This window comes from Promicromonospora sp. AC04 (assembly GCF_003058225.1).
Lineage (GTDB): Bacteria > Actinomycetota > Actinomycetes > Actinomycetales > Cellulomonadaceae > Promicromonospora.
This window is the reverse complement of sequence record NZ_QBUG01000006.1, coordinates 379,812-404,368: the sequence shown is the minus strand read 5'-3', so window position 1 is coordinate 404,368 and position 24,557 is coordinate 379,812. Positions and strand designations below refer to the sequence as shown.

Sequence of the window (24,557 nt, the reverse complement as noted above, 5' to 3'; positions counted from 1 at the left end):
GAGGCGAGTCACTTGACTCGCAACTCGTCGCATGCCTACTGTGCGCCCTGTTGTGAGTCACCCGACTCGGAACCTGAGGAAGGGAAGCGCCGTGCGGCGATTTGAGAACGAGACAGTCCTGGTCACCGGCGCGGGCGGGGGCATGGGCGTCAGCCACGTGCGCGCCTTCCACGCGGAGGGGGCCGCCGTGGTGATCGGCGACCGGAACGTCGAGCGCGGTGCACGGCTCGCCGCCGAGCTGGGCGAGCGGGCACTGGTGGTCCCGCTGGACGTGACCGACGAGGAGCAGTGGGCGGCCGCGGTGGCATCAGCCGAGGAGCGCTTCGGGCCGGTGTCCGTGCTGGTCAACAACGCGGGTGTGCCCCAGGCGGCGGCCACTGTCGAGCAGACCGGCGTTGCCGCCTGGCGGCGCCTGATGGATATCAACGTGACCGGGCAGTTCCTCGGGATCCGGGCGGTCACGCCGTCGATGCGGCGCGGCGGAGGTGGTGCGATCGTGAACATCGCCTCGTCGATGGGCAACACCGCCACCCCGTACTTCGCCGCCTACACGACGAGCAAGTGGGCGCTGCGCGGCCTGACTCGCACGGCAGCCCTGGAGCTCGGCCGGGACGGCATCCGGGTCAACTCGATTCACCCGGGCGCGGTCTCGACCCCGTTCATCACCGAGCCGGCGGCGCCCGGCCTCGACCCGATCACCGACTCGTACTCGCCCGAGCCGTTCGCGATCCCGCGCGTCGGGCAGCCCGAGGACGTGACTCGCCTGGTCCTGTTCGTGGCCTCCGACGACGCGTCGTACGCCACGGGTTCGGAGTTCGTGCTCGACGGCGGCCTGCTGCTCGGGCCCGCCCTGAAGCACGAGCCCGAGGCCCCCTGACGGACGGCCCTCGGGCGGTTGGCGAGGACTTCCACCGGCTCGCCGTTCTCGCCGCGCCCGACGGGCCGCACTGGGTCAGGATGACCGCATGGTGCACGCTCACTCGCACGGCGCCGTGTCGCCGTCGTCCCCTCCCCAGCCCGCGCCCACCACTCCCCGCACGACGTTTCTCCTGGTCGTCAGCCTTGTCTCCGCTCTCCTCCTGACCCTGGTCGGGCTGTGGCTGCTGTGGCCCAGCAGCAGCGACGTGCCCGACCGGGTGCCGGCCCGGGCGGAGGGCACGTCGTTCGTCGACGTCACGGTCTCCGGCCCGGCCGACCCGGTCACCGGGAGCATCCCGGTCGAGCTCCCGAGCGGCGAGGAGTCCCGGATGCAGTCGCCCGGCCCGTCGGTCCCGCTCGCCGAGGGCGACCACATCACCGCCGTCGACATCTCCCGGGTCTCCCAGGCCGGCGTCGACCCGCTCGTGTTCATGGACTTTCAGCGCGAGCTGCCGATCGGGCTGCTCGCGATCGCCTACGCCGCCGTCGTGCTGCTGGTCGCGCGCTGGCGCGGGCTGGCCGCCATGGCCGGGCTCGGGCTCGCGTTCGCCGTGCTCCTGAGCTTCACGATGCCCGCCCTCCTGGCGGGGGAGTCCGCGATCGGCGTGGCGCTGGTGACGTCGTCCCTGGTCATGTTCGTGACGCTGTACCTGGCGCACGGGCTGTCCGCACGGACGTCGACGGCGCTGCTCGGCACGCTGGTCGGGCTCGCGCTGACGGCTGGGATCGCCGCCTGGGCATCTGGGGCGGCGCAGATCACCGGCACCACCGACGAGGCGTCCGCGTTCCTGCCGTCCAGCGCGCCCGGCGCCGACCTGCGCGGGATCGCGCTGTGCGGCATCGTCCTGGCCGGCATGGGCGTGCTGAACGACGTGACGATCACCCAGGCCTCGGCCGTGTGGGAGCTTCGGGGGGTCGCGCCGACGGCGACGCGCGCCGAGCTGTTCACGAGCGCCATGCGGATCGGGCGCGACCACATCGCCTCGACCGTCTACACGATCGCCTTCGCCTACGTCGGCGCCGCCCTGCCGCTGCTGATGATGGTCTGGCTCGTGGACCAGCCGCCGACCGCCGCCCTGACCTCCGGTGAGATCGCCGAGGAGGTGGTGCGCACCCTCGTCGGATCGATCGGGCTCGTGCTCGCCATCCCGATCACCACCTGGATCGCGACGCTCACGGTCCCGGGGCCGGCGACGGACCTGGCGTCGGGCGCCACGACGTCGGACCCGGCCTCGGACCCGGAGCTGATGGCGCCGGTGTCGGAGGCCTGGGCCGCTGAGGCGCGGGCATCCGGGGGCGGGGCGTCGGGGACGTAGGGGCAGGAAGTGGTGACATGGCGGGTGGCGACATGGGGTCAGCGACATGGGTCAGCGACATGGGTCAGCGACATGGGTCAGCGACATAGCGGGCGTGGCGGTCTCACCCGGCATGTTTTGCCGTCGGGGGTGGTTACCTGTGCGGGGCGGTGGATGCTGTCTCGGAGCGGAAAGGAAAGACCGATGCGCGCAGTAGTTTTCGACCGGTTCGGCGGCCCGGAGGTGCTGCACCTCGGGGAGGTCCCGGAGCCGGAGGCGGGCCCCGGGCGGGTCCGCGTGCGGGTCGAGGCCGTTGGCCTGAACGCGTTCGACGGGAAGGTCCGGTCCGGCGCCATGGAGGCCGTGTTCCGGACGCGGCTCCCGGCGGTTCCCGGGCTGGAGGTCGCGGGCGTCGTGGACCAGGTGGGGGCCGACGTCGTCGGGGTCGCCGAGGGTGACCGGATCACCGGCTGGACCAGCCGGGGCGCCGCGGAGCTCGCCGTCCTGAAGCTGTGGGCGCCGGTGCCCGACGGCCTCGACGTCGTCCAGGCCGCCGCGCTGCCCGTGGTGGGCGAGGCCGCCCGGCGCGCGCTGCGCATCCTCGACCCGAAGCCGGGGGAGACCCTGCTGGTGCACGGCGCCAGCGGCGGCATCGGCGGGCTGGTGACCCAGCTCGCGGTCGCGGCGGGCGTGACCGTCATCGGTACGGCGTCGGCGGCGAACCAGGAGCGGGTAGCCGCGTACGGGGCGACCGCCACGACCTACGGTGCGGGGCTCGTCGACCGGGTCCGTGCGCTCGCGCCGACCGTCGACGCCGTGCTCGACACCTCGGGCAGGGGTGTCCTCCCGGACAGCATCGAGCTGCGGGGCGGTACCGACCGGGTTCTGACCCTCACCGACCCGGCCGCCCACGGGCTGGGCGTCGAGTTCAACGAGCGGTCCAAACCCTCGGCCGAGGAGCTGACCGAGCTGGTCGACCTCGTCGTCCGCGGCGAGGTGTCGGTCCCGGTCGCCAAGGTGCTGCCGCTGGCGGAGGCCGCACGGGGGCAGGGCCTGGTCGACGACGGGCGCTCGGGCGGCAAGGTGGTCCTCGTCCCGTGAGGGCCCCCGCCGGGCTCACCTGACCCTCGTTGCGCGGGCGCCCAGCGGCGGGTCCCAGGTCAGGGCGGCTCCCGCCGACCGCATCAGCAGCGCGGTGGGCGCGGCCGAGGCGATCGCGTTCCGCAGCCAGGCCGCGGCGGGGTTGCGGGTCTGCAGGACGCGCCCGATCCGGCCGGAGGCGCGCGCCATCCCTTCGGTGCGGGGGCGGCGGAGCGTGTCGTACGCGCGCAGGCCGGCGTCGATCCCCGAGTCCTCGATCGCGGCGGCGAGGGTCACCGCGTCCTCGATCGCCAGGCAGGCGCCCTGCCCGATGTCGGGCGTGACGGCGTGGGCGGCATCGCCGAGCAGCGCCACGTGGCCGCGCACGAATCCCGGCAGGCGTTCCTTCAGGTAGTACACGTCGTGGCGCAGCAGCGTCTCGGCCGGGGTGGCCGCGAGCAGCCCGGGGACGGGGTCGTGCCACCCCTGGAACCGCGCGGCGAGCGCGCCGAGGTCGTGCTCGAACCTGGTGTGCTCGGGGGCGCTCTCGCAGGCGAACCAGTAGACCTGGCCGTCGTTGATCGGAGCGACGCCGAACCGTGCGCCGCTGCCCCACGTCTCCGACAGCACGGGCGGGACCCCCAGCGGCTCGGCGCGCTCGGCCGGGACGATGCCGCGCCACACCGTGTATCCCGCGTAGGTCGGGCCGGGGTAGTCGGGCAGCAGCGCCGCGCGAAGGCGGCTTCCGACGCCGTCCGCGGCCACGACCAGGTCGGCCGTCTCCGTCGTCGTGCCGTGCGCCGTGCGCAGGGTGACCGTGGCCGCGCCTGGCCCGCCGCCGATCGCCTCGGCGCGATGCCCGGTGTGCAGGATGTCCCGGTCGAGCCCGTCCATGAGCAGACCGTGCAGCTCTGCCCGGTGCAGGGCATAGAACGAGGCGCCGTAGCGGTGCTCGAGGCCAGAGGCGGGCAGCCGCCCGACGCGGGCGCCTCGCCGGAGACGGATCTCCAGTGCCTCCTGGCGCAGTCCGCGGTCGCGCAGGGCGGCGCCGAGGCCGAGGTGGTCGAGCGCCTTGACGGCGTTGGGTGCGATCCCGATGGCGGCGCCGACCGGTGCGATGGCGGGGGCCTGCTCGTACAGGCGCACCTGCCAGCCGTTGCGCTGCAGGGCGTAGGCGGCCGTAAGACCGCCGATCCCCGCTCCGACGACGATGGCCGTGCTGTTGCTCATTCGAGTCCCCTCATTTCCGAAACAACCGATTCAAACGATCGATTGAAACGGATGTTATAGCATGTCGGCGACGGCACGACAGGGCTGGGAGGTGCGGTGAGCGGACGGGACGACGTCCCTGGCAAGCGGCGTGCGGCGCAGGGGACCCGGGAGCGGCTGATCGAGGCGGCGGTGCGCTTGTTCGGCGAGCGCGGGATCGAGGCCACCTCGTTGCGGGCCCTGACCGAGGCGGCCCGGAGCAACATCGCCGCGGTGAACTACCACTTCGGGTCCAAGGAAGGGCTGCTGCGCGCCGTCGTCGACCGGACGATGCGGCTCGCCAACAACGAGCGGAGCCGCCGGCTCGACGAGCTCGAGTCGGCACCGGAGCCGCCCACGGTGGCGGCTCTGGTGCGCGCGTTCGTCGAACCGGGCGCCGACCTCCTGGAGGGGCACGGGCCCGACGTCGCGCGCTTCATCGGCCGCATGATCAGCGAGCCGGATCCGCGGGTCCGCCAGCTCTTCGCCGACCAGGTGGACCCCGTGGAGGGCCGCTACCTCGCCGCGCTGAGCCGCGCGCTGCCCGAGGTCGACGACGACGGCATCCGGTTCGCCTACACCAGCATGCTGGGCCTGCTCAGCCTCCATCAGTCCGGGGCCTTCGCCACGGTGGAGTGGCCCCAGCTGCGTGGTCCCGCATCCGGCACCGGCCGCTCGGACGACGCCGACCGGGAGCGGCTCGTCGCGTTCGTCACTGCCGGGATGCTCGCCGCCCACCCCCGATGAGTCAGGAAGAGAACTGGGTGCCTGAGGTGGTGCCGCTCGAGCTGGACGACGGTGAGGCCGGCTGGGAGGAGACGATCATGACCACGGAGGACCAGCAGACCGCCATCCACATGGTTCGCCGTTCGGCAAACTACGCGGGGCACGTCGTGGTGCACGGCGCCGACACCGCCGCCGCGGTGGCTGGGCTCCAAGCGGCGGGCGACTTCACCGTCCTCGACGGACCGCCGGCTAATTGAACCAGGCCTGACCCCGTCGAGGTGCTTGCGGGATTCGAAGGTTGCCCGTCTTTTCGCGGGACAAGCGACCGGGGCCGGCCGCGATGCCCGTGAGGACATCGCGGCCAGCTCTGGCGGCAATCAGTCTGTACCGTTGTCGAGACAGAAGTCTGTCTGGTCCTGGTCGACAGTTGTGCACAGAGTGATCCCCCAAGGAACCGTGAACTCTCCCACCTCGCCCGCTGCATCGAAGGAGATGTCCAACTCGTCCGTGAGCACGGATCGATCGTCCTGGGCGGCGACCTCCACGAGTAGTTCTGTGACATCGGAACTCGAATCACAACTACTACGCACGGCCTTGTCTGCGGAATCTAGGCCAAGGTCCTTGAGTGTCTTCGGCTCGTGGCCGATCCCTGTGAGATTGTTCTGGACGGTGTACGAGGTCACGATGACACCTGAACCTTCGCGTGCTGCTACCCCTGTGATCTGACCAGACGCTGCATTGTCGACGCACAGCATCACTGTGCCGAACGAATGATGCTCACCAGGAGCCACGTTTCTGCTACCGACCATGACTGAACTCGCAGCATCTTCGCCGGGCATTCTCACACGAGCTTCCTGCGTGCCTTGGGCAGGTCCACAGCCACATAGTGTGGTCGCCAGCACCGCGATACCTGCCAGTGGCCACACGAGTATTTGACCGTTCACGATGGCTGTGTCCATACCCTTGCCGAACCGACGTATCCGAGTGAAACGTGCACGCTAGCTCCTTTGTCAGGGGATCACGATACTCGCAATTGTTGCGTTTCCATCCGCGATGCAAGGAAACACCGCAAAAGTAGCGTTCGCGTATCGACTCTGTCGTGGCAAATAGTGGGTGAATTAGCGACCTCGATTCCTAAGCGACGGAGGCTGGCTGGTCCTCGGTCCCGTTCCGGTGACGAGTACCGCTTTCGGGCGTGGTCCGGTGCCGACAGGCCGAGCCTCCGGACTCGCCGGCCGGCCCCGCGCCGGCTCGGCGTCAGCCGATCACCGAGAAGACCTCCTCCGCGCTCTCGCGCCGCGTCGCCAGCTGCCAGGCGGCGTCGGCGATCTCGTCGGGGTCGAGCGACATCGTGGCGAGCTGGTCGGCGTCCAGCCCGGACTCGGCGAGGCCGTCCACGGCCTGGGCCGACATCGCGGTGTAGATGTCACCCCCGCGTACGCCGCCGCCGATCACCAGGGAACCGACGAAGACGCCGCTGCCCGCGAGCGCGGCGTGGAGGGTCACCGCGTAGGTGTGCAGCGCGGCGGAGGCGAGTGCCAGGTTGCCGAGCGGCGGCATCGGGCGGACGGCGCTGAGGCCGGTGGGCAGCAGGACCACGCCTCGTCCCCGGGCGCGCATCGCAGGGAGGACGGCGGTGACGGCATCGACCGCTGGCGGCACGAGCGTGGTGAGCGCACGGAGCGCCGACTCGCCGGTGACCTGCTCGATCGGTACCGGGAAGCTGTCGGGGTCCATGGCGGCCGGGCCGAAGTAGAGCACCTCGATCGGGCCGAGCCGTTCGGTGATCCGTGCCAGTACCTCCGCCTGCGCGCCGGGGTCCAGGACGTCGGCGACCTCGGCGATCGCCGTCGTGCCCTCGCTGCGGAGGCGCTCGAGGTACGCGGGGTGCCGGTCCGCGGAGCGGGAGACGACGGCGACCGGGTGCCCGGCCCTGCCGAACCTGCTCGCCATCGCCAGGCCGAGGCCAGGGCCGACCCCCAGCACCACCGCGGCGCCCGGACGTTCCTCGTTCGTTTCTCCAGCGTGGTCTGTCGTCACAGCTTCTTCTCCTCGTCGAACCTCGGGAACATGAGGGGTGCCTCAAGTTCGTGGAGACCATAGCCCAAAGTTGAGGGCGCCCTCAACTATGTAGAGTGGGCCCATGCCGAGCGTCAGCAGTCGACCGCGTCGCCGCGACGCCGTCGCCAACCGGGAGAAGCTCGTGGCCGCCGCCGAAGCGGTGTTCGCCGAGAGCGGGGTGTCCGCTTCGCTGGAGGAGATCGCGCGGCGCGCGGAAGTGAGCATCGGGACCCTCTACAACCACTTCCCGAGCCGCGGGTCCCTGCTCGACGCCGTGTACCCCCCGCGGATCGCGGCGCTGGCGGGCACGGCACGGACCGCGCTCGCCGACGACGACGCGTGGCGCGGCTTTAGGACCTTTCTGGTCCAGGTCTTCGAGCTGCAGGCGACCGACCGCGGCATGAACGACGCGATGACCCTGCGCTACCCGGACGCGACGGCGCTCGCCGCGGCGTGCGACGAGGGATTCGCCTCCGCCGGCTTGCTCGTCGAGCGAGCGCAGGAGTCGGGCGCCCTCCGTGATGACTTCCAGATGGAGGACCTGGCGTCCCTGGTCTGGTCGATCTCCCGGATCATCTCCGCGACCGTCGACGTCGCGCCCGATGCGTGGCGACGCTTCCTCGACCTGCAGCTCGACGGTCTACGCGCGGAGGGTGCCCACCCGCTCTCCGCGCCGGCGATGACCGCCGAGCAGGTAGCGGCGGCGATGCGGGCGACCTGAGCGCCGCGCCGGCCAGCCGGTCCGCGTCCTGACTTTGGTTCAGCAGGCTTTGGGCGTCCATGAACCCGCGGTGTGTGGACGCCTGGAGCCTGCTGAACCAAAGTCAGCAGGAAGCTAGCGGCCGGCCTCGCTGACCAGGCTGTTGATCTCCGCTGTCAGGAGGCTGCCGCCGTCGAGCCCCATGGTGTCGAAGGCGCCCACGATCTCCAGGGAAACGAGGCCGTGCACGCGGTACCAGGTGGACAGCGCGAGCCGGAGCGCCGGATGCCCGGTCCCCGCCGGGGCCCCGAGGGACCTGCCCCAGTGCGACAGCTTCTCGTCGAGGCCGGCAGCCCGGGCGGGGCCGGAACCGCCGGCGCCCGTGCCGGACGCCGCGAATGCAGCTGCGTCACCCGCGCCGTCAGCCGACGCGCCACCCGCGCCGCCGTCGGGCGCTATCTCCTGGAGCGTCGTGACCAGGGCGAGCATGCTCCGGCTGATGGGGCCGACGCTCTCCAGCGGGTCCACCGTCTCGCGCCTGCTGCCCGTGAAGAGCATCGAGTAGCGGCGCGGATGGTCCAGCGCCCAGCGGCGCCAGGCGTGCGCGACGGCGGCCAACCGGTCCGGTGCGGGCCGGTCGGCCGCCTCGTGCGCGGCGCCCTCGACGGCGGTGCCGAGGTCGGTGTACCCGGCCACGACCAGGGCGTCGAGCAGCGCCTCGCGCGACGCGAAGTAGTGGTACAGCGCGGGCGACGTCATGCCCATCGCCTTGCCGACCGAAGCGAGCGACAGGCTGTGCGCGCCGCCGGCGTCGACCAGCTCCAGCGCCCGCTCGACGATCTCGTCGACGGTCTGCCGCCTGACCCGTTCGCGGCGCGTCAGCGGCCGGGTGTCGTCGTCGTCCACGGGCATGCCGCGAGCCTAGCTCCAGGCCGCGGAGCCTACCGGCCCTAGCCGAGGCGGCAGCTGCCGACCACCACCTCCTGGCCCGCCGCGCGCACCCGGATCGCGTTCTGCACCAGGCGGCCCTCCGTGTCGGTGGTGCTCTCGTTGTAGGCCACCTCGACCACGCCCAGCACCGACAGCGAGCCCGAGCCCGCGCCGATCGGGATGCCGTTGATCGTCCCGACGAGCGAGCTGCGCTCGATCCCGGAGGCGTCGGCCGTGCAGCTGCTCTGGATGTCGGTGATCCGGACGAGCCCGTTCAGCAGGGTCACGTCGGCGACGCTGGTCTCGACCTCGGTACGGCCGGTCGTCGTGCTGACGGTGCAGCTCACGTTCAGCGCGCCAACGCGGCCCACCAGGGTGTCCAGGGTTGCCGTCGACTGCTCGTCGTCGGGCGGGCAGCGGACGTCGGGGGTCCGCTCGACGTCGAGCAGGCCGTCGGCCGAGATCGCGAACCCGGCGCCCGGCACGTAGACCACCACGTCGACGGTCTTGCTGTCGGCCCCGCCGTCGTCGTCCGTGATCGTCGCCGTGATCGTGCGCGGCCCGAGTCCGTCGAAGCCGTAGACGTGCTCCGCCGCGCAGGTCCCGCCGCCGGGCTGCTGTGTGACGGTCCCTTGGACCGGCCCGTCGCCGTCGCCGTAGTCGACCTGGCACGTGTGCGTGTCGTTGGTGCCCTGGTCGGTGAAGGTGACGCTCACCGGAGCGGGCCGGCGCGCGTTGATCATCTGGCCCGACGTCGGGGCCGTGATCTGGGCGGCCGGGTTGACGTTGGCCAGCGTCACCGTCGCGCGGTCGCTCACGGGCGAGGGTTCGCCGTGGCCGTCGTCCGCCGTCAGGGTGACGGTGAACGGCCCGTCGTCGGTGCAGGTGATGGTGGTATTCGGGGCCGCGGCGTTCGCGAAGGTGCAGGTCGCTCCGGGGTCCACGCCCGGCCCGGGCGCGGCCGACCAGGCGATGGTCGGGGTGTCGTCCGGGTCGGTGACGGTGCCCGCGAGCGCGACCGGCGAGCCCTCGGCGCCGGTGACGTCGGGGCCGGCGTCGACGGTGGGCGGTGTGTTGCCCGTGCCGGGCATGTCCGGGATGTCCCCGCCGCAGGGCAACGCCTGCGGCCCGCAGCCGACCTGGACCCAGAACCGGTCACCGTGCAGGATCCGGTCGAACGAGTACCAGACGCCGAGCTTCGCGCCCGCCGACCGGTTGTGGCTCCGGTTGAGCGCCCGGGCCGAGTAGCTGTACTCGGTATCCGGGTCCTCGGTTCCCAGAGCCGCACCCTGGAACGTGCTCCGGTACGGGAACTCGTCGCAGTCCATCCGTTTGCTCGCGTAGTCCGGGTCCACTCCCAGGCACGTCGCCACGGCGATGTCGTGGTTCCTGCGGTACCTGGTCGGCTCGTACTCGGGTCGCAGGCGGCTCAGGCTCTCGCGGGGCCTGGAGTTGGCATTGCCCGGGATGATCTTGCCGGCCGGATCCGGATTGATGAGGTGCGGCTTGGTGAACGCCTCGAAGATGTGGAAGGCCTCCTGCGTGATCGCCGTGTCCTCCATGTCGATGTAGTGGACCGGACGGACGTCGTCGAAGATGCAGCCGCCGCTCTCGTTCGCCGGCAGGTACGACGCGCTGTCGCAGCGGTAGGTGAGGTCGAGGTCGTCGGTGTAGTCCGGGCCGGATGCGATGAACCGGGCGGACAGGAAGCTGACGAGGTCGTCCGGGTGGAAGGGGGGCGTGTTGCCGCTGGGGAAGGAGTCACCCATGAAGAAGTTCTCGTTGTACACCCACTCCAGGCTCGACCATTCCGCGAGGGACTTCGTCACGGGGCCCTGCGCCTCGTCGTTCTCACAGGAGGCCTGTCCCTGCCCGTCGCACACCATGTCGAGGGTCATGGGCGCGGTCGGGTCGACCGGGCCCTCCGGTACCGGGTTCGAGATCCGCCACTGGAACCTGTTCCAGAGGGTGTCGCGGCTGCCCCAGCCGACCAGCGTCAGGTCGAACCACATGATCGCGAACACCCCGCTCCCGTTCATGTGCCGGAAGCCGATCTTCGGCTCGAAGCACATCGAGTAGCGGTTCTTGTAGAGCGGGGTGGTGCGGCCGTCCGGAAACTCCTCCTCGCAGGAGTCGAGCGTGAACTCTCCCGGCTCGGGCAGCTCTCCCGGTGCGACGTCGTAGGTGTCCTCGTCGTCCCACCACCATTCCTCGTCGGCAGCCTTGGTCCTCGGCCGTGCGGCGGTGTCCTCCAGGCCCTCGGGCAGCACGGTCGGCTCCGCGACGTTCATCGAGTTCTGCTGCACCGCCGCCGCCTCCTCGAGGGTGCGGCTCGGCCCGGCGGCAACGGCCTCCTCGTACGAGCCGAACGTCCGCCAGCCGGGAGGCGCGTCGCCGGCGCTCGCGGGCGGGTCGGCCGCCGGCCCGGGCTCGTCCGCGCCGGCCACGCTCGTGGCCGACGTCGACAGTGCGACGCCCGCGACGGTGACGAGCACCGTCAGACGCCGGAGGTGTCGCGAGTTCTTCAGTGCTCCCGTTGCCATGGCTCTCCTCGCCGGTGCGGGGCGGGACGCGCCGTCGCGTCCGCCGTGGGTGCGTGACTGACCGAGACCAGGATCGCCGTTCGGGCTGCCACAAGCGCTGACATTCGGACGTGCCCGAATGGTGGCGGCGCAGGGTGCACTTGGCGGCGCGTCCCGGGCCCACCTGGCACGATGGCGCCCATGACGGCTGAACCCCTGCCCGCGACGGCGTCGGCCACCGGGCTGTCCGAGCGGGCGCTCGGGCCCGATCTCGCGCGCGGCGTGATGCTGCTGTTCATCGCGCTGGCGAACTCGCACTACTTTCTGCTCGGCGAGCGGTACGTCGGCGGCTTTCCGGCGGGCGGCTCTCGGGTGGACGACGCCGTCGCGTGGCTGGTCTCCACGTTCGTGGACGGCCGGGCGTTCCCGATGTTCGGGCTGCTGTTCGGCTACGGCGTGGCGCACATCGTGCGGCGCAACGCCGGGTTCGGGTCGAGCGTCGTGGACCAGATCCTGTTCCGTCGCTCCCTGGTCCTGATCGTCATCGGGGTGCTCGACGCCCTCCTGTTCTACGCGGGCGACATCCTGGCGATGTACGGGGTGCTGCTGTTCGTCGGGATCCTGCTGGTGCGGCGGTCCGATGCCGCTGTGCTCGCCGTTGCGGCAGTGTTCTTCGTGCTGGGCGCGCTGCCGAGCGTGGACTCCCTGTCGATCAGCACGGCGGGGCCGGGCCCTGAGGCCCTGCCGCCCGACCTCGCGACCATGTTCTCCGAGCGGGCAGCGATCGCCACGATCGTCGCGCTCGTCGGGCCCATCGGGTTCGTCTGCCCGTTCGCGATCGGTCTGTGGGCCGGACGGCGGCGGATCCTCGAGCGGCCCGCCGAGCACCGCGTGCTGCTGCGGATCGTCGCTGCTGTGGGGATCTCCGCCGCGGTGCTCGGCGCCCAGCCGGCGGCGCTCCTGGTCACGGGCGCGTACGAGCGCCCGGCCGACGATGTGCTGGAGTGGGTCGGCCCGCTGCACGACGCGACCGGTGTGCTGGGTGGGTTCGGGTACGCGGCGCTGATCTGCCTGGTCGCCACGCGGCTGCGGAACCGCGGCCTGGTGGCGGCGGTCGCCGCCGTGGGGCAGCGGTCGATGACGTGCTACCTGCTGCAGTCGCCGGTGTGGTTCGTGGCGTTCACGCCGTTCCTGCTCGACCTCGCCGACACACTCACGGTGACGACGACGGCGCTGCTCGCGATCGGGGTGTGGGCCGCGTCGGTCGGCCTGGCCGAGTGGATGCGGCGCACCGGCCGGCGCGGCCCGTTCGAGACGCTGACCCGGCGCTTCACGTACGCGGTGCGGCCGGTCAGCGCTGCGCCGGGCGATTCGGCACCCGGCAGCTCGGCGCCGGGCAGCTCAGCGCCGGGCAGTGCGCTGTGAGCCGGGTCTGGTTCGTGACCGGAGCGAGCCGCGGCCTCGGCCGGGCGATCGCGGAGGCGGCCCTGCAGCGCGGCGACCGCGTCGCGGCGACGGCGCGGGACCTCGCCTCGCTGGACGACCTGGTGGCCGAGCACGGCGACGCCGTCGTGCCGCTGCGGCTGGACGTGACCGACCCGGACCAGGCCGGTGCCGCGGTGCGGGCGGCGGTCGAGCGGCTCGGACGCATCGACGTGGTGGTCAACAACGCGGGCTACGGGCTGTTCGGCTACGTCGAGGAGATCACGCCGGAGCAGCTGCGCGAGCAGCTCGAGGTCAACCTCTTGGGCGTGCTGCACGTGACCCAGGCGGCACTCCCGGTACTGCGCGCGCAGGGGTCGGGCCACGTGGTGCAGGTGTCCAGCTCCAGCGGCGTCGCCGCGTGGCCGGGGCTCGGCGGCTACAGCGCGTCCAAGTGGGCGCTCGAAGGGCTGACCGAGTCGCTCGCCCAGGAGGTCGCGGGGTTCGGCATCCACGTCACGCTCGTCGAGCCCGGGCCCGTGGACACCGCGTGGCGCGGGGAGTCGGCGGTGCACGCCGCGCAGCTCCCGGCCTACGACGCGCTGCGGGCGGCCGCGTGGCACCCGCCCGGCTCCTCGTCCCCGGCCGACGTCGCCCGCGTGGTCCTCGCGATCGTCGACGCGGACGAGCCGCCGCTGCGGATCCTCGTGGGAGACCTCGCCGCGGACGCCGTCCTGCCGATCACCGAGGAGCGGATCGCCGCATGGCGTCGCTGGGAGGACCTGGGCCGGTCGCCGGGCTGACGGCTGCCGCGGGTCGCGGGTCGCGGGGCGGGTCAGCGCGGGCGCCAGCCCGGGAGCAGGCGGTCCAGGGCGTCGGCCAGAGGGACGGACTCGCCGTCCTTGCCGCCCGCGCCGAGGATCAGCGGCGGACGGCGCGCGTCGGGCCGGATGCCGCGGACGCGGTCCAGGAGGCTGACCGGCGCGGTGAGCACGTAGAAGTCGCCGTCCGTGCTGACGCCGGCGGTTCGGTCCACGCGCAGGTACCAGCCCTTCAGCCCGGTGCGCGCCGTGCCCCGCCCGCCGTACCCCTGGACCTGAAGGTCCTCGGGAGCGAGCCCGGCGGTCTTCGCGGCGGCCACGAAGTCGCGGAGCATCGCCTCGGCCCGGGTGTGCTCGGCGTCCTGCCGCGCCGCCAGGCGCTCCGCCTGCACGCGGACCGCTTCGGCCCGCTGCCGGCTCCACTCCCCATCACTCATGCGGGCAGTCTCGCACTCTGCCTCCCGGGACGGGTCGGGCGTTCGCGACCGCGTAAGGCCGTCTCTGCCTCCCGCGTCAGTCCGGCAGCACCGACTGCTCCAGGCCCCGCATCCGGTAGTACTCCAGCAGCCGGTCCCACTCGATCACCCCGGTCGACCGCGCCCACACCTCCCAGCAGTGCTCCAGCCGCGTGACGACGTCGGCGTGCTCGGCGGCGAGGTCGTGCGTCTCGCCGCGGTCCGCCAGGATGTCGTACAGCTCCCACGGCCGCCCCGCCTCGCGGACCAGCTTCCACTGGCCGTACCGCACGGCGGCGTTCCCGAGGTGCTCCCAGAACAGCGGCCGCTCGACCGCCGCCTCGCCCCGCCACTGGTCGAGCATGCTCGCGCCCGCCATCCCGCTGGTGTCGCCGCCCACGGCGCGCAGCACGGTGGGCGCGATGTCGACGACGTGGCCCGGTCCCGCCGTCCGGCCACCGCCCAGGACGCCGCCCGCCGGCCACGACGCGATGAGCGGTGACGCGATGCCGCCCTCGTGCACCCACCGCTTGTACAGCCGGAACGGCGTGTTCGACAGGTGCGCCCACGACCGGCCGTAGCTCGCGTAGGAGTCCTCGGGCCCCGGGACGACGTCGGGGGAGTTGCCCACCCGGACGGCCCGCCCGTCGCGCGTCGTCGGCGGGGACACGTCCACCGGCAGGCGGCCCGACGGCGTCGGCAGCTCCTCCGCGCACGCCCCGTTGTCCGAGCAGAACACCACCAGCGTGTCGTCCAGCGTGCCCTGCGCCTCCAGCTGGTCGAGCAGCGCGCCGACGCCCCGGTCCATGGCCTCGACCTGCGCCGCGTAGACGGCCATGCGCTCGGCCTCCCACTCCGGTTCGGAGGTCTCCGCCCACGCAGGCACCCGCAGGTCGCGCGCCGGCAGGTCGGCAGCGGTCTCCAGGCCGAGGCGGTGCTGCTCCGCGAGCCGGCGCTCGCGCAGCCGGTCCCAGCCGGCGAGGTAGCGCTCGCGGTACTTCGCGACGTCGGCCTCCCGGGCGTGCAGCGGCCAGTGCGGCGCCGTGTAGGCGAGGTACAGGAACCACGGCCGCCCGCCCTTGTGCGCGCGCTCGACAAAGTCGCGCGCGTACCGGGTCAGGTCGTCCGTCAGGTAGTAGTCCCCGGCGGTGGCCGACGGCGGCAGCCGTTCCTCGCCGTCGACCAGCGGCGGGCCGTAGTAGCTGACGGCGCCGGGCAGCACGCCGTAGAACTCGTCGAACCCGCGGCGGGTGGGCCAGGTCTCGTCGGGCTCGGCCGTCTGCGCCGACAGGTGCCACTTGCCCGCGAGCGCCGTCGTGTAGCCGATGGAGCGGAGCCGCTCGGCGAGCGTCGGCGCAGTGGGGTCCGGGGAGCCGCGGTACCCGTACGGGCGGTCGTCGCTGGTGAGCACGCCGACGCCGACGTCGTGCGAGTGCCGCCCCGTGAGGAGGGCCGCGCGGGACGGGCTGCAGCGGGGTGTGACGTAGAAGGAGCTCATCCGTACGCCGCGGCGCGCCAGCCGGTCCAGGGCGGGGGTGTCGATCTCGCCGCCGAACACGCCGACGTCGGAGTAGCCGAGGTCGTCGGCGAGGACGACCAGCACGTCGGGGCTGCGGGTCATGTCGTCTCCTGGCCGCCGTCTGGCGTGATCCGGGCGCGCACGGTGCCCAGGCCCTCGATGCCGGCGGTGACGTCCAGCCCGGCCGCGTACTGCTCGCGCGTGACGCGCACCCGGGCTGATGTCGCGCCGAGCGTCACCACGTCGCCGGGGAACAGGGTGATCATGCGGGAGATCGCGGCCAGCAGCTCGGTGGGCCCGGCAGCGTAGGCGGCGGTCGAGCCGTGCACCTCGGCCGGCAGTCCGGCATCGGCCCCTGCACTGGCTCCGGCCCCAGCCGCGGTACTGGCACCGGCACCGGCCCCTGCAAGGGCCGCATCCGGCGTCCCGACTCCCGTCACCCGCAGCCACATCTCGCGCCCGGACCAGCCGTCCGGGTCGGGCAGCCCGTCGACTGGCGCCAGCGGCTGCGGCGCGGGCAGCACGACGTTGAAGCCGTCCGCCCACCGCCCGTACATCGCGCCGATGCCGCGCTCGCCGGCGCGGGCGGGCTCGACGACGGCGTCGCGGAAGGACTGGTCGCAGACCGACACCAGGGGCGTGTAACCGAGGACGAGCTCGTCGGTCTCCGACCGGTCGGGCGAGCGGGTCGTCCGGGCGACCTGTTGGTCTGGCACGTCGGCGGCGTCGGAGGTCAGGCGGCGCACCACCAGCGCGAGCTCGACCGCGATGACGAGGTCGGTGGCGCGCGCCGGGACGCGCACGGGGCTGCCCGCGGACAGGGATGAGGCGGGGCCGTTCAGGAAGCGCGGCACGGCCAGCCGTGGCAGGCCGTCGGGGTCGGGCGTGTTCACCGGGGCGCCGTTGCCGAAGGACGTCCAGAAGTGCCGCGCCCCCGCGACCGACCAGTCCTCGGGCGCTTCGATCGCCGTCACGCCGGGCCGGTTGCGCTCGTGCAGCGCGAGCTCCCGCACGGCCCACGAGGAGTGCCGGGTGAGGTCGGTCCTGGTGGACCCGGCCGCGTCGTGCCCGACGTCGGGCACCACGACCGGGTTGGCCAGCGCGCCCACGGACTCGATCTCGACCTCCAGGCGCGTGCCCGCGGCGATCTCGGCGGGTGTGACGGGCAGGCCGTCGACGCCCATGGTGCCGAAGTGGATCACGTCGCCCACGTGCAGGGACGCGAACGAGGAGTACCAGGCGATGACCCGCTCGATGCCCAGCAGGGTTGCCCCGGTGTGCGCGCGGTCGCGCGTCCGGCCCGACTGCCGCGTCCACATCAGCAGGTTGTACGGGTCGCCTACCTCGTCCTTGGTGACGAGGTAGGGGCCCATGGGGCACAGGGTGTCGGCCTTCTTGCCGCCCCACGAGGCGGTGGCCTGGTACAGCCAGTCCTGGTAGCCGGGCGGCAGCGAGTAGCCGCGTCCGGTGTTGCCGGGGACGGCGGAGTAGTAGTGGGTGCCGGAGACGTCGTTCACCACGGTGTAGCCCGCCACGTGCTCCATCGCCCGCTCGACCGGGATGTCGCGCCCCGTCCGGCCGATCACGACCGCCAGCTCCACGTTGTAGGCCATGCTCGGCAGGTGGTTGTCGTGCCGCATGACCACTGGCGCGCCCTGGCCCACCACCGCCCCCTGCGGCCGCTGGTGCCCCAGCGGGAACAGGTTCATCAGCGGTACGCCGGGCCTGTTGCGCAGGAACGACGGCGAGTTCGTCACCAGGCCCCAGCACAGGCGCGGCCGGGGGATCGGGGCGAGCAGCTCGAAGCTGTCGGCGGGTCCGTCGGCCCAGTCGTAGCCGGGTCTGCCAGCCCGGTCGTCGCCCGGCCCCTCGGTCCGGTCGCCGACAGGGTGGCCCGAGCGCGGCAGGATCGTCGCGTCGGTCTGCGCGGCGAACCGTTCGACCGCGGCGACGAGCCGGGACAGGGCGACCAGCCCGGCGTCGTCCAGGGCGAGGAAGCCGACCAGGGTGTCCGGCCACCGCCCCGCGAGGAATCGCGGGGCCGTGGCCGGGCCCGAGGACGGGATGGCCGCGTGGGCCGCCAGCGCGGCCTCGGCCAGGGCGGGCTCGACGAGCCACTCCCGGCGGCCCGGGCCAGGGCCGGGGCCGGGCGCGACGCCGGGCCCGAGCCCGGCGTCAGGCCGCTGCCCGACGCCGGGATCCCGCACGACGACGCCCCAGCGCTCGGTGCCCTGGACCAGGAAGCTGGCCAGTCTCACGGGTCTCCTCCCTCGGCGTCCCCGCCCACGGTGCCTCTGATCATGGTGCCCCTGCTCGCGATGCCCCTGCTCACGATGCCCCTGCTCACGACTGCTCCTCGGCCCCCGGCACCTCGACCGTCGCGCCGTCCGGGGTGAGGTACCCGGCGACGATCACCCGGAACCAGCGGCTGCCGTCGGAGACGGCAAGCGTCGGGAACGGCCCCAGCGCGTCCGGCACCATCACGATGCCACCGGCGACGGGTTCGGGCAGTTCGGCCACCGGGTTCGGGGCGAGCTGGAGGCCGTGGGCGTACACGGTCCGCATCTTGTGCTCCGCCGAACCGAGGTCGCGCTCGTTGTCCGTGGTGGGCACCACGCCGTCGGCCCCGACCCGGACGGTGGCCACCGCGTTGGCCTCGGGCGTGGCTGCCACCAGCTCGACGACGGCGCCGCCCGTGTCGTCCGCCGGCACCACCCGCACCCCGCCCTTTACGCCGGGCCCGGCCCCCGCGAGCTGCGCGGACGCCGCGAGGAAGCTGCCGTAGGCGTCGCCCGCGGCGTACCCGTCGGGGGCGGTGGCCCGGATGACCGACGCCCCGTTCTTGACCGAGGTGACCTCGTGCTCGTTGGCGCCGGCGCCGCGGCGCTGGATGTAGCAGCCCTCGCCCACGGTGCCCGCCACGACCACGGGCGCGCCCGGGTCCAGGATGTTGCCGCTGATCGTGGAGCCGGTCATGGTGCCCGTGACCCTCACGGGCGGGTTCCCGGCCACGGTGTTGCTGCCGAACGCGTTGCCCATCACGGAGATGCCCGCTGCGTTGCCGGCGACCCGCACCGCCGCCCGGATGAGGCTGTGCTCGAGGTTCCAGTTGTCGAACGAGTTGGCCGAGATCGTGATCTCGGAGGCCGACTGCTCGAACGCCACGGGGTCGAGGTTGATCCAGTTGAACGTGTTTCCGCTGATGGTGACGTTGTGCGCGTCCACGCCGCGGAACAGGATCGCGTTCGGCGGCCGGTTCCCGCCCGGCTCCACCCCGCCACCGCCGATCACGTTGCCCGCGATGGTCAGGTTGGTGCCGCCCGCGGTGATGTCGATGGCCGGCCCGGAGGCGTGCTCGACGACGTTGCCGACGATCGTGGAGTTGATGATGCCGCCGGTGAAGAACCGCCGGCCGATGTCGACCAGGTTGTTGGAGATCACCGCGCCGCGGAAGTTGGCGTTCTCCGCGCCGGTGGTCGCTATGCACTGGTTCATGCTGTGGAAGTGGTTGCCCTCGATGAGCCACTTGCGCATGCCGTAGGGCAGCAGGTGCAGGTCGCCGCCGCCGGTGCCGTCCGTGGGCCACTGGACCGTCAGCGCCGTCCCGGAGATCGCCACCAGGTTGTTGGTGAAGACCAGCCCGCGCCCGATGTGCACCACCGCCTGGTTGAACGAGACGAACGTGCACTCGGTGATCGTCGCGTCCATGTCGTCGGTGTTGTTGGTCCGCGCCGTGCGCACTGCTACCGAGTTCGGCGTGCGGGTGCGCGTGATGAACGACAGCCCCCGGATGCCGCACAGCGGGGCGTGCATCTCCACGCCCGTGCCGTCGAAGTCGACCAGGATCAGCGACGTGCGCACGCCCATCGTGCCCTGGCCGGCCAGGACTATGCGGTTGAGGTTCATCGGCTCGGTGAACTCGGTGTCGCGGACCACCAGCGGCGCGGTGATGCGGTAGGTCCCCGGCGGGAACCAGACGATCTTGCTCAGCCGCTCGAACTGCGCGTCGATGGCGGCCTGGATGGCGACGGTGTCGTCGTTGACGCCGTCGGCCAGGGCGCCGAACTCCTGCGGGGTGGTGGCGCCGGAGATGTCCAGCGTGGCGAGCGAGGGGTCGGAGAGCTCCGGCGGGTCGTCGGCGGGGGCGGTGGTGAGGGGTGCGGCGGAGGCGGGGGACAGGGGGGTGGACACGGCACCGGCGGCGGTCGCCAGGCCGGCCAGACCGGCGGTCCAGAGCATGTTCCGTCGGGTCACGGGCTGGGGCATCGTTGCTTTCCTTCCGTTGACGGGAGAGCTGGTCGAGCCGCGAGGGTTCGGACATCGTGCTTCGGGGAGAGCGGGTACGGGCAGAGCGGGCAAGAAAGAGCGGGTAAGAGAGCGGGTACCGGCAGAGCGGGTACGGACGGAGCTCGTGAGGGCGACTCAGATGAGGTGCTCCTCGAACGGCGTGACGAAGGCGCGCAGCGCCGCCCGCTCGCCCGGGTCGCAGGCGAGCAGGGGCGGCGCCACGTGCGGCGGGCACAGCCCGCGCCGGGCGAGCACCGTCTTGATCGACGGCGTCCCCGGGCGCACCTTGTGCAGGCCCGTCAGGTCGGTCAGCACCTGCTGCAGGCGGGCGACCTCGGCGGTCTCGCCCGCGCGGTGCGCGGCCACCAGCGCGAGCGCGGGCCCGGGCGCGATGTTGCCGACGCCGGGCACTATGCCGTGCGCGCCGAGGTCCAGGGCGGCGGCGAGCTGGGTCTCGGCCCCTTGCCCGACGGCGAAGCCCGGCCGGCGCGCCGAGATCCCCACCAGGTGCTCCAGCAGCGCCAGGTCGCCGGAGCTGTCCTTGATGCCGACCACGTGGTCCAGGTCCGCCAGCGCGTCGGCGAGCCCCGGCGTGATCGGGTTGCTGTACCGGGGCGCGTTGTAGGCCACGACGGGCAGGCCGACGGCGGCCAGGGCCGCGTAGTGCGCCACCACCTCGTCGGCGCGGTGGTGGAAGTAGATCGGCGGGCTGAGCACCAGCGCGTCCGCGCCCGCCGCGGCGGCGGCGTCGGCCCGCGCGAGGACGTCGAGCGTGCCCGCGGCGGTGACGTTCACCGTGACGATGCCCGCGGACTGCCGCCCGTGCTCTCGCCCGGGCTCCGGCCCGGCGGCCACGCCCAGCTCCCGCCAGCGGGCGATCACTCCCGCGGTGAACGGGCCGACGTCGGACGCCGGCACCAGCGGGCCCTCGCCGTTGCTGCCGAGCAGCATGAGGGTGCGCACGCCGTGCGCGTACAGGGCGTCCAGGAGGCGGGTGGAGCGCTCGGCCGACGGGCGTCCGCCCGGCTCCATGGGGGTCACCAGCGGCACGGTCACGCCGGTCAGGAGCGGGGTCCCGGTCAGCATCAGTACCCCCTGATCTCGGGCCAGGCGAGCTCGAACCCGTCGGCGACCAGCTCGGCCTGGAACGCTGCGAGCAGCCCGGCGTCGCCGTGCACCTGCGCGGGCTCCAGGCCGCATGCCAGGCAGTGCGCGGCCAGCGCCCCGGCCGCCTCCCCGGCGTTCCACTCGACCGGGTGCAGCCGGTAGCAGCCGTTGGTGATGTGCGTGGTGCCGATGTTCTTGCCCGTAGCCAGCAGGTTGCGCACCCGGACGGGCAGCAACGCGCCGAGCGGGATCTGGAACGGGCTGGACGGGACGTCCAGGTAGTTGTCCCCGCCGGTGCTGGGGTGCAGGTCGATCCGGTACATGCCCACGCCCACCGAGTCGGGGTAGGCCACGGCCCCGGCGTCGCCGCGGACCGTCAGCGACAGGTCCTGCTCCAGCACCGTGGTGCGGGCCCGGATACGCCGCGACTCGCGCACGTACGGCGCCTTGGCGAGCCCGTCCGGGCTGCCCAGCACGTCCGGCCGCAGTCGCAGGCCCGGCCAGCCCGTGCCCCCGTCGGGCCGGGGCGCCTCGGTCTGCAGCCAGTAGAGCATGCTCAGCGACTGCTGCCGGGCCCCCGCGAGATGCTTCTCGCGCTCGGCGTCGGGCACGGGGTCGGACGCCGGGCCCACCAGCGGGCCGGGCAGGTAGTCGATCATGGGCCAGTTGACGAGCGTGACGTCGCTCGCGGCGAACCCGGCCTCGAACTGCTCGCGGGCCACCACGCGGCGGAACAGCCACAGGTCCCGGTCGCCGGGGTCGGCGCTCTGGTCGGCCACGACCGGGCCGTCGTGCGCGTGCGGCACGAACGTCCGGACCAGCGGCTCCAGCGTGCGCGGGTCGGGCGCGGTGAGGCTGAGCATGCGGTCCGGCCAGCCGGCCGGCCGGAAGTCGTGCCAGAACTCGTACTGCTCCGGCCGGTCGATCGTGTGGTCCTCGCCCTCGCGGTGCTCGATCGCGAACACCCACGAGAACGCCTGCTGGTTGCCCGGCTGCGCGACGTCGGGGGCGCTCGGCTCCCCGGTCTCGGCCGCCGACTCGAACCCCGTGACGTGCTCGACGCCGGCCAGCGGCAGCACGTCGCCCAGCTCCGTGGCGTCCAGCACGTACGGCGCGGCGACCGTCACCAGGGCACCGTCCGGACCCTCCAGGGTGACGGCCTCCACCCGGTCGCGATCGGTCCGCGCCGCCACCGGGCGGTGCTCGAACAGGATCCGCAGCCGGCCCGAGGACAGGTACGGGGCCACCATCGCGTCCAGCACCGCCGCCGCGACCCGGGGCTCGTAGCACAGGCGGCTGACCCGGCCCAGGCCCGGGTTCAGGTCCACTACCTGGCGGGCCGCCGCCGTCAGCGGATACCAGGTGCGGTAGTACTGCCGCACGCCCTCGCGGAACGCCCGGTAGGACTGCGTGCAGCCGAACTGCTCGATCCACGGGTGCTCGTCCGGCGGCACACCCTGCGCGCTGAGCTGCCCGCCCAGCCAGTCCGTCTCCTCGGTGAGCACCACGGCGCGGCCCCGCCGCAGCGCGGCCAGAGCGGCGGCGACCCCGCCCGCGCCGCCGCCCACGACCAGCACCTCGGCGCCCAGCTCCCGCCCGCCCGCCGCAGGCACGCCCAGCTCCTGCCCGCCCAGCCCCCGCGCGCCCATCACGCCACCCCCTCCAGGTCGTGTGCGGCCCGCAGCAGCCCCCGCGTGTACGGGTGCTGCGGCGCGGTGAAGAGCTGCTCCGCCGAGGTGTCCTCGACCAGCACCCCGCGGTGCATCACGGCCACCCGGTCGGCGATCTGCCGCACCACCGCGAGGTCGTGCGTGATGAACAGGACCGACAGGTCGTGCTCGTCCCGCAGGTCCACCAGCAGCCGCAGGATCTGCGACTGCACCGACACGTCCAGCGCCGAGACCGCCTCGTCGCACACCAGCAGGCGCGGCCGCAGCGCCAGCGCCCGCGCGATGCTCACCCGCTGCTTCTGCCCGCCCGACAGCGCCGACGGCCGCCGGTCGGCCACCCCCGCGTCCAGCCCGACGTCGGACAGCACCCGCGCCAGCGCCGCCCGCTGGTCCCCGGCCGGCGCCACCGACGGGTGCACCCGCCACGCCTCGCGCACTATCGCCCCCACGGTCATCCGCGGGTTCAGCGACGAGCCCGGGTCCTGGAACACCATCTGCACCGCACGGTGCAGCTCCGGCGACCGCTTCCCGATCGGCCCCAGCGGCCGACCCTCGAAGCTGATGCCGCCCCCCTGCGGCGTCACCAGCCCCAGCACGCACCGGGCCACCGTCGACTTGCCCGAGCCCGACTCGCCCACCAGCGCCACCGTCTCGCGCGCGCCGACGTCGAGGTCCACGCCGTCGACCGCCTGCACGGTGGTGCGGCGCTCGCGGACCGACCGGCGGGGCGCGGCGAACGCGACACGCAGGCCGCGGATCTCGAGCACGCTCATGGGGAGACCTCCTTCGCGAAGTGGCAGGCGCTGAGCCGGCCCGGCTCCTCCTCGGTGATCTCGCGCAGGGCCGGGACCTCGACGGCGCAGCGGTCCCGCGCCATCGGGCAGCGGGGGTGGAACGGGCACCCGGACGGCCGGTCGAACGGGCTGGCGGGCGCGCCCGGGAGCGGTTCGGCGATCGCCGTCCGGCTGGTGACGGCCGGTACGTTGCCCGCGAGCGCGCGCGTGTACGGGTGGAACGGGCGGTCCAGCACCGCGCGCGCCGGGCCCTGCTCGCAGACCCGGCCCGCGTACATCACCACCACCTCGTCGGCGACGTGCGCCATGACCCGCAGGTCGTGGCTGACCAGGATCATGGCCAGGCCCTCGCGCTCCCGCAGGTCCGCGAGCAGCGCCAGGATCCGCGCCTGGGTGGTGACGTCGAGCGCGGTGGTCGGCTCGTCGGCGATGATCAGCTCGGGCCGCCCGGCCAGGGCGATCGCGATCATGACGCGCTGGCGCATGCCCCCCGACAGCTCGTGCGGGTACGAGCCGGCCTGCCGCTCCGGCTCGGGCAGGCCCACGCGCGCCAGCAGCTCCAGCACGCGGGCGCGGACCTGGGCGCGCGGCAGGCCGTCGCGCCGCAGGATCTCGCCCACCTGGCGCTCCACGGTCTGGATCGGGTTGAGCGCCGCGGACGGGTCCTGGAACACGACGCCGATCTCCCGGCCGCGCACCTGCCGCCGCCGCCGCTCGGTCGCGGCGAGCAGGTCCTGGGACTTCCACCGCACCTCGCCGGAGGCGACGGCGGCCTCCGGCAGCAGCCCGACGACGGCCATCGCCGTCATTGTCTTGCCGCTGCCGGACTCGCCGATCAGGCCGGTGGTGCGCCCGGCCGGCACGGTGAAGGAGACCCGGTCGACCACTGCCCCCGCGGGCAGCCCGACCTCGAGCCCGGTCACCTCGAGCATCGGGGTGGTGCGCTGGTCCGCGGGCGCCAGGGCGGGACCCGCGACGCTGGTGTGGTCGGCCACGTTCATC

General features: G+C 73.2%; 21 protein-coding genes. 8 read left to right on the top strand and 13 right to left on the bottom strand.

Annotated features, from left to right (window positions below; translation table 11 throughout):
- Positions 1 to 91 precede the first annotated feature (91 nt).
- The 3 genes from C8K30_RS18165 (at position 92) to C8K30_RS18155 (ending at position 3,314) form a co-directional block, all read left to right on the top strand.
- Positions 92 to 877: an SDR family NAD(P)-dependent oxidoreductase gene (locus tag C8K30_RS18165; protein ID WP_108494287.1), complete on the top strand. Its 786-nt coding sequence runs from the start codon at positions 92 to 94 to the stop codon at positions 875 to 877.
- A gap of 88 nt (positions 878 to 965) precedes the next feature.
- Positions 966 to 2,234 (top strand): YibE/F family protein, encoded by a 1,269-nt coding sequence (locus tag C8K30_RS31685; RefSeq protein WP_108494286.1) that lies wholly within the window; start codon positions 966 to 968, stop codon positions 2,232 to 2,234.
- A 183-nt stretch (positions 2,235 to 2,417) separates the two neighbouring features.
- On the top strand, positions 2,418 to 3,314 hold the full coding sequence (locus C8K30_RS18155; RefSeq protein ID WP_108494285.1) for an NADP-dependent oxidoreductase: 897 nt from the start codon (positions 2,418 to 2,420) through the stop codon (positions 3,312 to 3,314).
- Positions 3,315 to 3,329: 15 nt separating this feature from the next.
- Here the strand turns inward: C8K30_RS18155 and C8K30_RS18150 are convergent, their stop codons facing one another.
- Entirely contained in the window at positions 3,330 to 4,523 is a 1,194-nt protein-coding gene (locus C8K30_RS18150; RefSeq protein ID WP_108494284.1) for an FAD-dependent monooxygenase, read from the bottom strand.
- A 96-nt stretch (positions 4,524 to 4,619) separates the two neighbouring features.
- Between C8K30_RS18150 and C8K30_RS18145 the strand changes: the two genes are divergently transcribed.
- Together C8K30_RS18145 and C8K30_RS18140 are read left to right on the top strand one after the other, a co-directional pair.
- Positions 4,620 to 5,288: a TetR/AcrR family transcriptional regulator gene (locus C8K30_RS18145; protein WP_108494283.1), complete on the top strand. Its 669-nt coding sequence runs from the start codon at positions 4,620 to 4,622 to the stop codon at positions 5,286 to 5,288.
- Entirely contained in the window at positions 5,285 to 5,524 is a 240-nt protein-coding gene (locus tag C8K30_RS18140) for a hypothetical protein (RefSeq protein WP_146197521.1), read from the top strand. Before C8K30_RS18145 ends, C8K30_RS18140 begins: the two co-directional genes overlap by 4 nt.
- A 120-nt stretch (positions 5,525 to 5,644) precedes the next feature.
- On the opposite strand, the gene C8K30_RS30395 is transcribed toward C8K30_RS18140, so the two are convergent.
- Together C8K30_RS30395 and C8K30_RS18135 are read right to left on the bottom strand one after the other, a co-directional pair.
- On the bottom strand, positions 5,645 to 5,950 hold the full coding sequence (locus C8K30_RS30395; RefSeq protein WP_146197520.1) for a hypothetical protein: 306 nt from the start codon (positions 5,948 to 5,950) through the stop codon (positions 5,645 to 5,647).
- Between the two features lie 574 nt (positions 5,951 to 6,524).
- Positions 6,525 to 7,307, bottom strand: coding sequence for an SDR family oxidoreductase (locus C8K30_RS18135; protein ID WP_233257255.1), 783 nt, complete (start codon positions 7,305 to 7,307; stop codon positions 6,525 to 6,527).
- Positions 7,308 to 7,410: 103 nt separating this feature from the next.
- Between C8K30_RS18135 and C8K30_RS18130 the strand changes: the two genes are divergently transcribed.
- Positions 7,411 to 8,049 (top strand): TetR/AcrR family transcriptional regulator, encoded by a 639-nt coding sequence (locus tag C8K30_RS18130; RefSeq protein ID WP_108494281.1) that lies wholly within the window; start codon positions 7,411 to 7,413, stop codon positions 8,047 to 8,049.
- Between the two features lie 114 nt (positions 8,050 to 8,163).
- On the opposite strand, the gene C8K30_RS18125 is transcribed toward C8K30_RS18130, so the two are convergent.
- Both C8K30_RS18125 and C8K30_RS18120 read right to left on the bottom strand, forming a co-directional pair.
- The gene (locus C8K30_RS18125) at positions 8,164 to 8,940 is read right to left on the bottom strand and encodes a TetR/AcrR family transcriptional regulator (RefSeq protein ID WP_108494280.1); all 777 of its coding nucleotides are present in this window, start codon (positions 8,938 to 8,940) and stop codon (positions 8,164 to 8,166) included.
- 38 nt (positions 8,941 to 8,978) lie between these two features.
- Positions 8,979 to 11,501 (bottom strand): choice-of-anchor P family protein, encoded by a 2,523-nt coding sequence (locus tag C8K30_RS18120; RefSeq protein WP_108494279.1) that lies wholly within the window; start codon positions 11,499 to 11,501, stop codon positions 8,979 to 8,981.
- A gap of 180 nt (positions 11,502 to 11,681) precedes the next feature.
- Between C8K30_RS18120 and C8K30_RS18115 the strand changes: the two genes are divergently transcribed.
- Positions 11,682 to 12,905: a DUF418 domain-containing protein gene (locus C8K30_RS18115; protein WP_108494278.1), complete on the top strand. Its 1,224-nt coding sequence runs from the start codon at positions 11,682 to 11,684 to the stop codon at positions 12,903 to 12,905.
- A gap of 14 nt (positions 12,906 to 12,919) precedes the next feature.
- Complete coding sequence (locus C8K30_RS18110) at positions 12,920 to 13,705, top strand: SDR family NAD(P)-dependent oxidoreductase (RefSeq protein WP_233257254.1); 786 nt, start codon at positions 12,920 to 12,922, stop codon at positions 13,703 to 13,705.
- A gap of 32 nt (positions 13,706 to 13,737) precedes the next feature.
- Here C8K30_RS18110 and C8K30_RS18105 read toward each other — a convergent pair whose 3' ends face one another.
- From C8K30_RS18105 to C8K30_RS18070, 8 genes are all read right to left on the bottom strand, one after another.
- Positions 13,738 to 14,160: a hypothetical protein gene (locus tag C8K30_RS18105; RefSeq protein WP_108494276.1), complete on the bottom strand. Its 423-nt coding sequence runs from the start codon at positions 14,158 to 14,160 to the stop codon at positions 13,738 to 13,740.
- A gap of 76 nt (positions 14,161 to 14,236) precedes the next feature.
- On the bottom strand, positions 14,237 to 15,799 hold the full coding sequence (locus tag C8K30_RS18100) for an arylsulfatase (RefSeq protein WP_108494275.1): 1,563 nt from the start codon (positions 15,797 to 15,799) through the stop codon (positions 14,237 to 14,239).
- Positions 15,796 to 17,955, bottom strand: a complete 2,160-nt coding sequence (locus C8K30_RS18095; RefSeq protein WP_108494274.1) for a fumarylacetoacetate hydrolase family protein — start codon at positions 17,953 to 17,955, stop codon at positions 15,796 to 15,798. The genes C8K30_RS18100 and C8K30_RS18095 overlap by 4 nt, the downstream gene beginning before the upstream one ends.
- Positions 17,956 to 18,040: 85 nt before the next feature.
- The gene (locus C8K30_RS18090) at positions 18,041 to 19,963 is read right to left on the bottom strand and encodes a right-handed parallel beta-helix repeat-containing protein (RefSeq protein WP_108494273.1); all 1,923 of its coding nucleotides are present in this window, start codon (positions 19,961 to 19,963) and stop codon (positions 18,041 to 18,043) included.
- Between the two features lie 156 nt (positions 19,964 to 20,119).
- Positions 20,120 to 21,070, bottom strand: a complete 951-nt coding sequence (locus C8K30_RS18085; protein WP_158281047.1) for a dihydrodipicolinate synthase family protein — start codon at positions 21,068 to 21,070, stop codon at positions 20,120 to 20,122.
- Complete coding sequence (locus C8K30_RS18080; RefSeq protein WP_199230565.1) at positions 21,070 to 22,740, bottom strand: FAD-dependent oxidoreductase; 1,671 nt, start codon at positions 22,738 to 22,740, stop codon at positions 21,070 to 21,072. The genes C8K30_RS18085 and C8K30_RS18080 overlap by 1 nt, the downstream gene beginning before the upstream one ends.
- Positions 22,740 to 23,534 carry an ATP-binding cassette domain-containing protein gene (locus tag C8K30_RS18075; protein ID WP_108494271.1) on the bottom strand — a complete coding sequence of 265 codons (795 nt, stop codon included), beginning with the start codon at positions 23,532 to 23,534 and terminating at the stop codon, positions 22,740 to 22,742. Before C8K30_RS18075 ends, C8K30_RS18080 begins: the two co-directional genes overlap by 1 nt.
- Positions 23,531 to 24,550, bottom strand: coding sequence for an ABC transporter ATP-binding protein (locus tag C8K30_RS18070; protein ID WP_199230550.1), 1,020 nt, complete (start codon positions 24,548 to 24,550; stop codon positions 23,531 to 23,533). Before C8K30_RS18070 ends, C8K30_RS18075 begins: the two co-directional genes overlap by 4 nt.
- Positions 24,551 to 24,557: the final 7 nt, after the last annotated feature.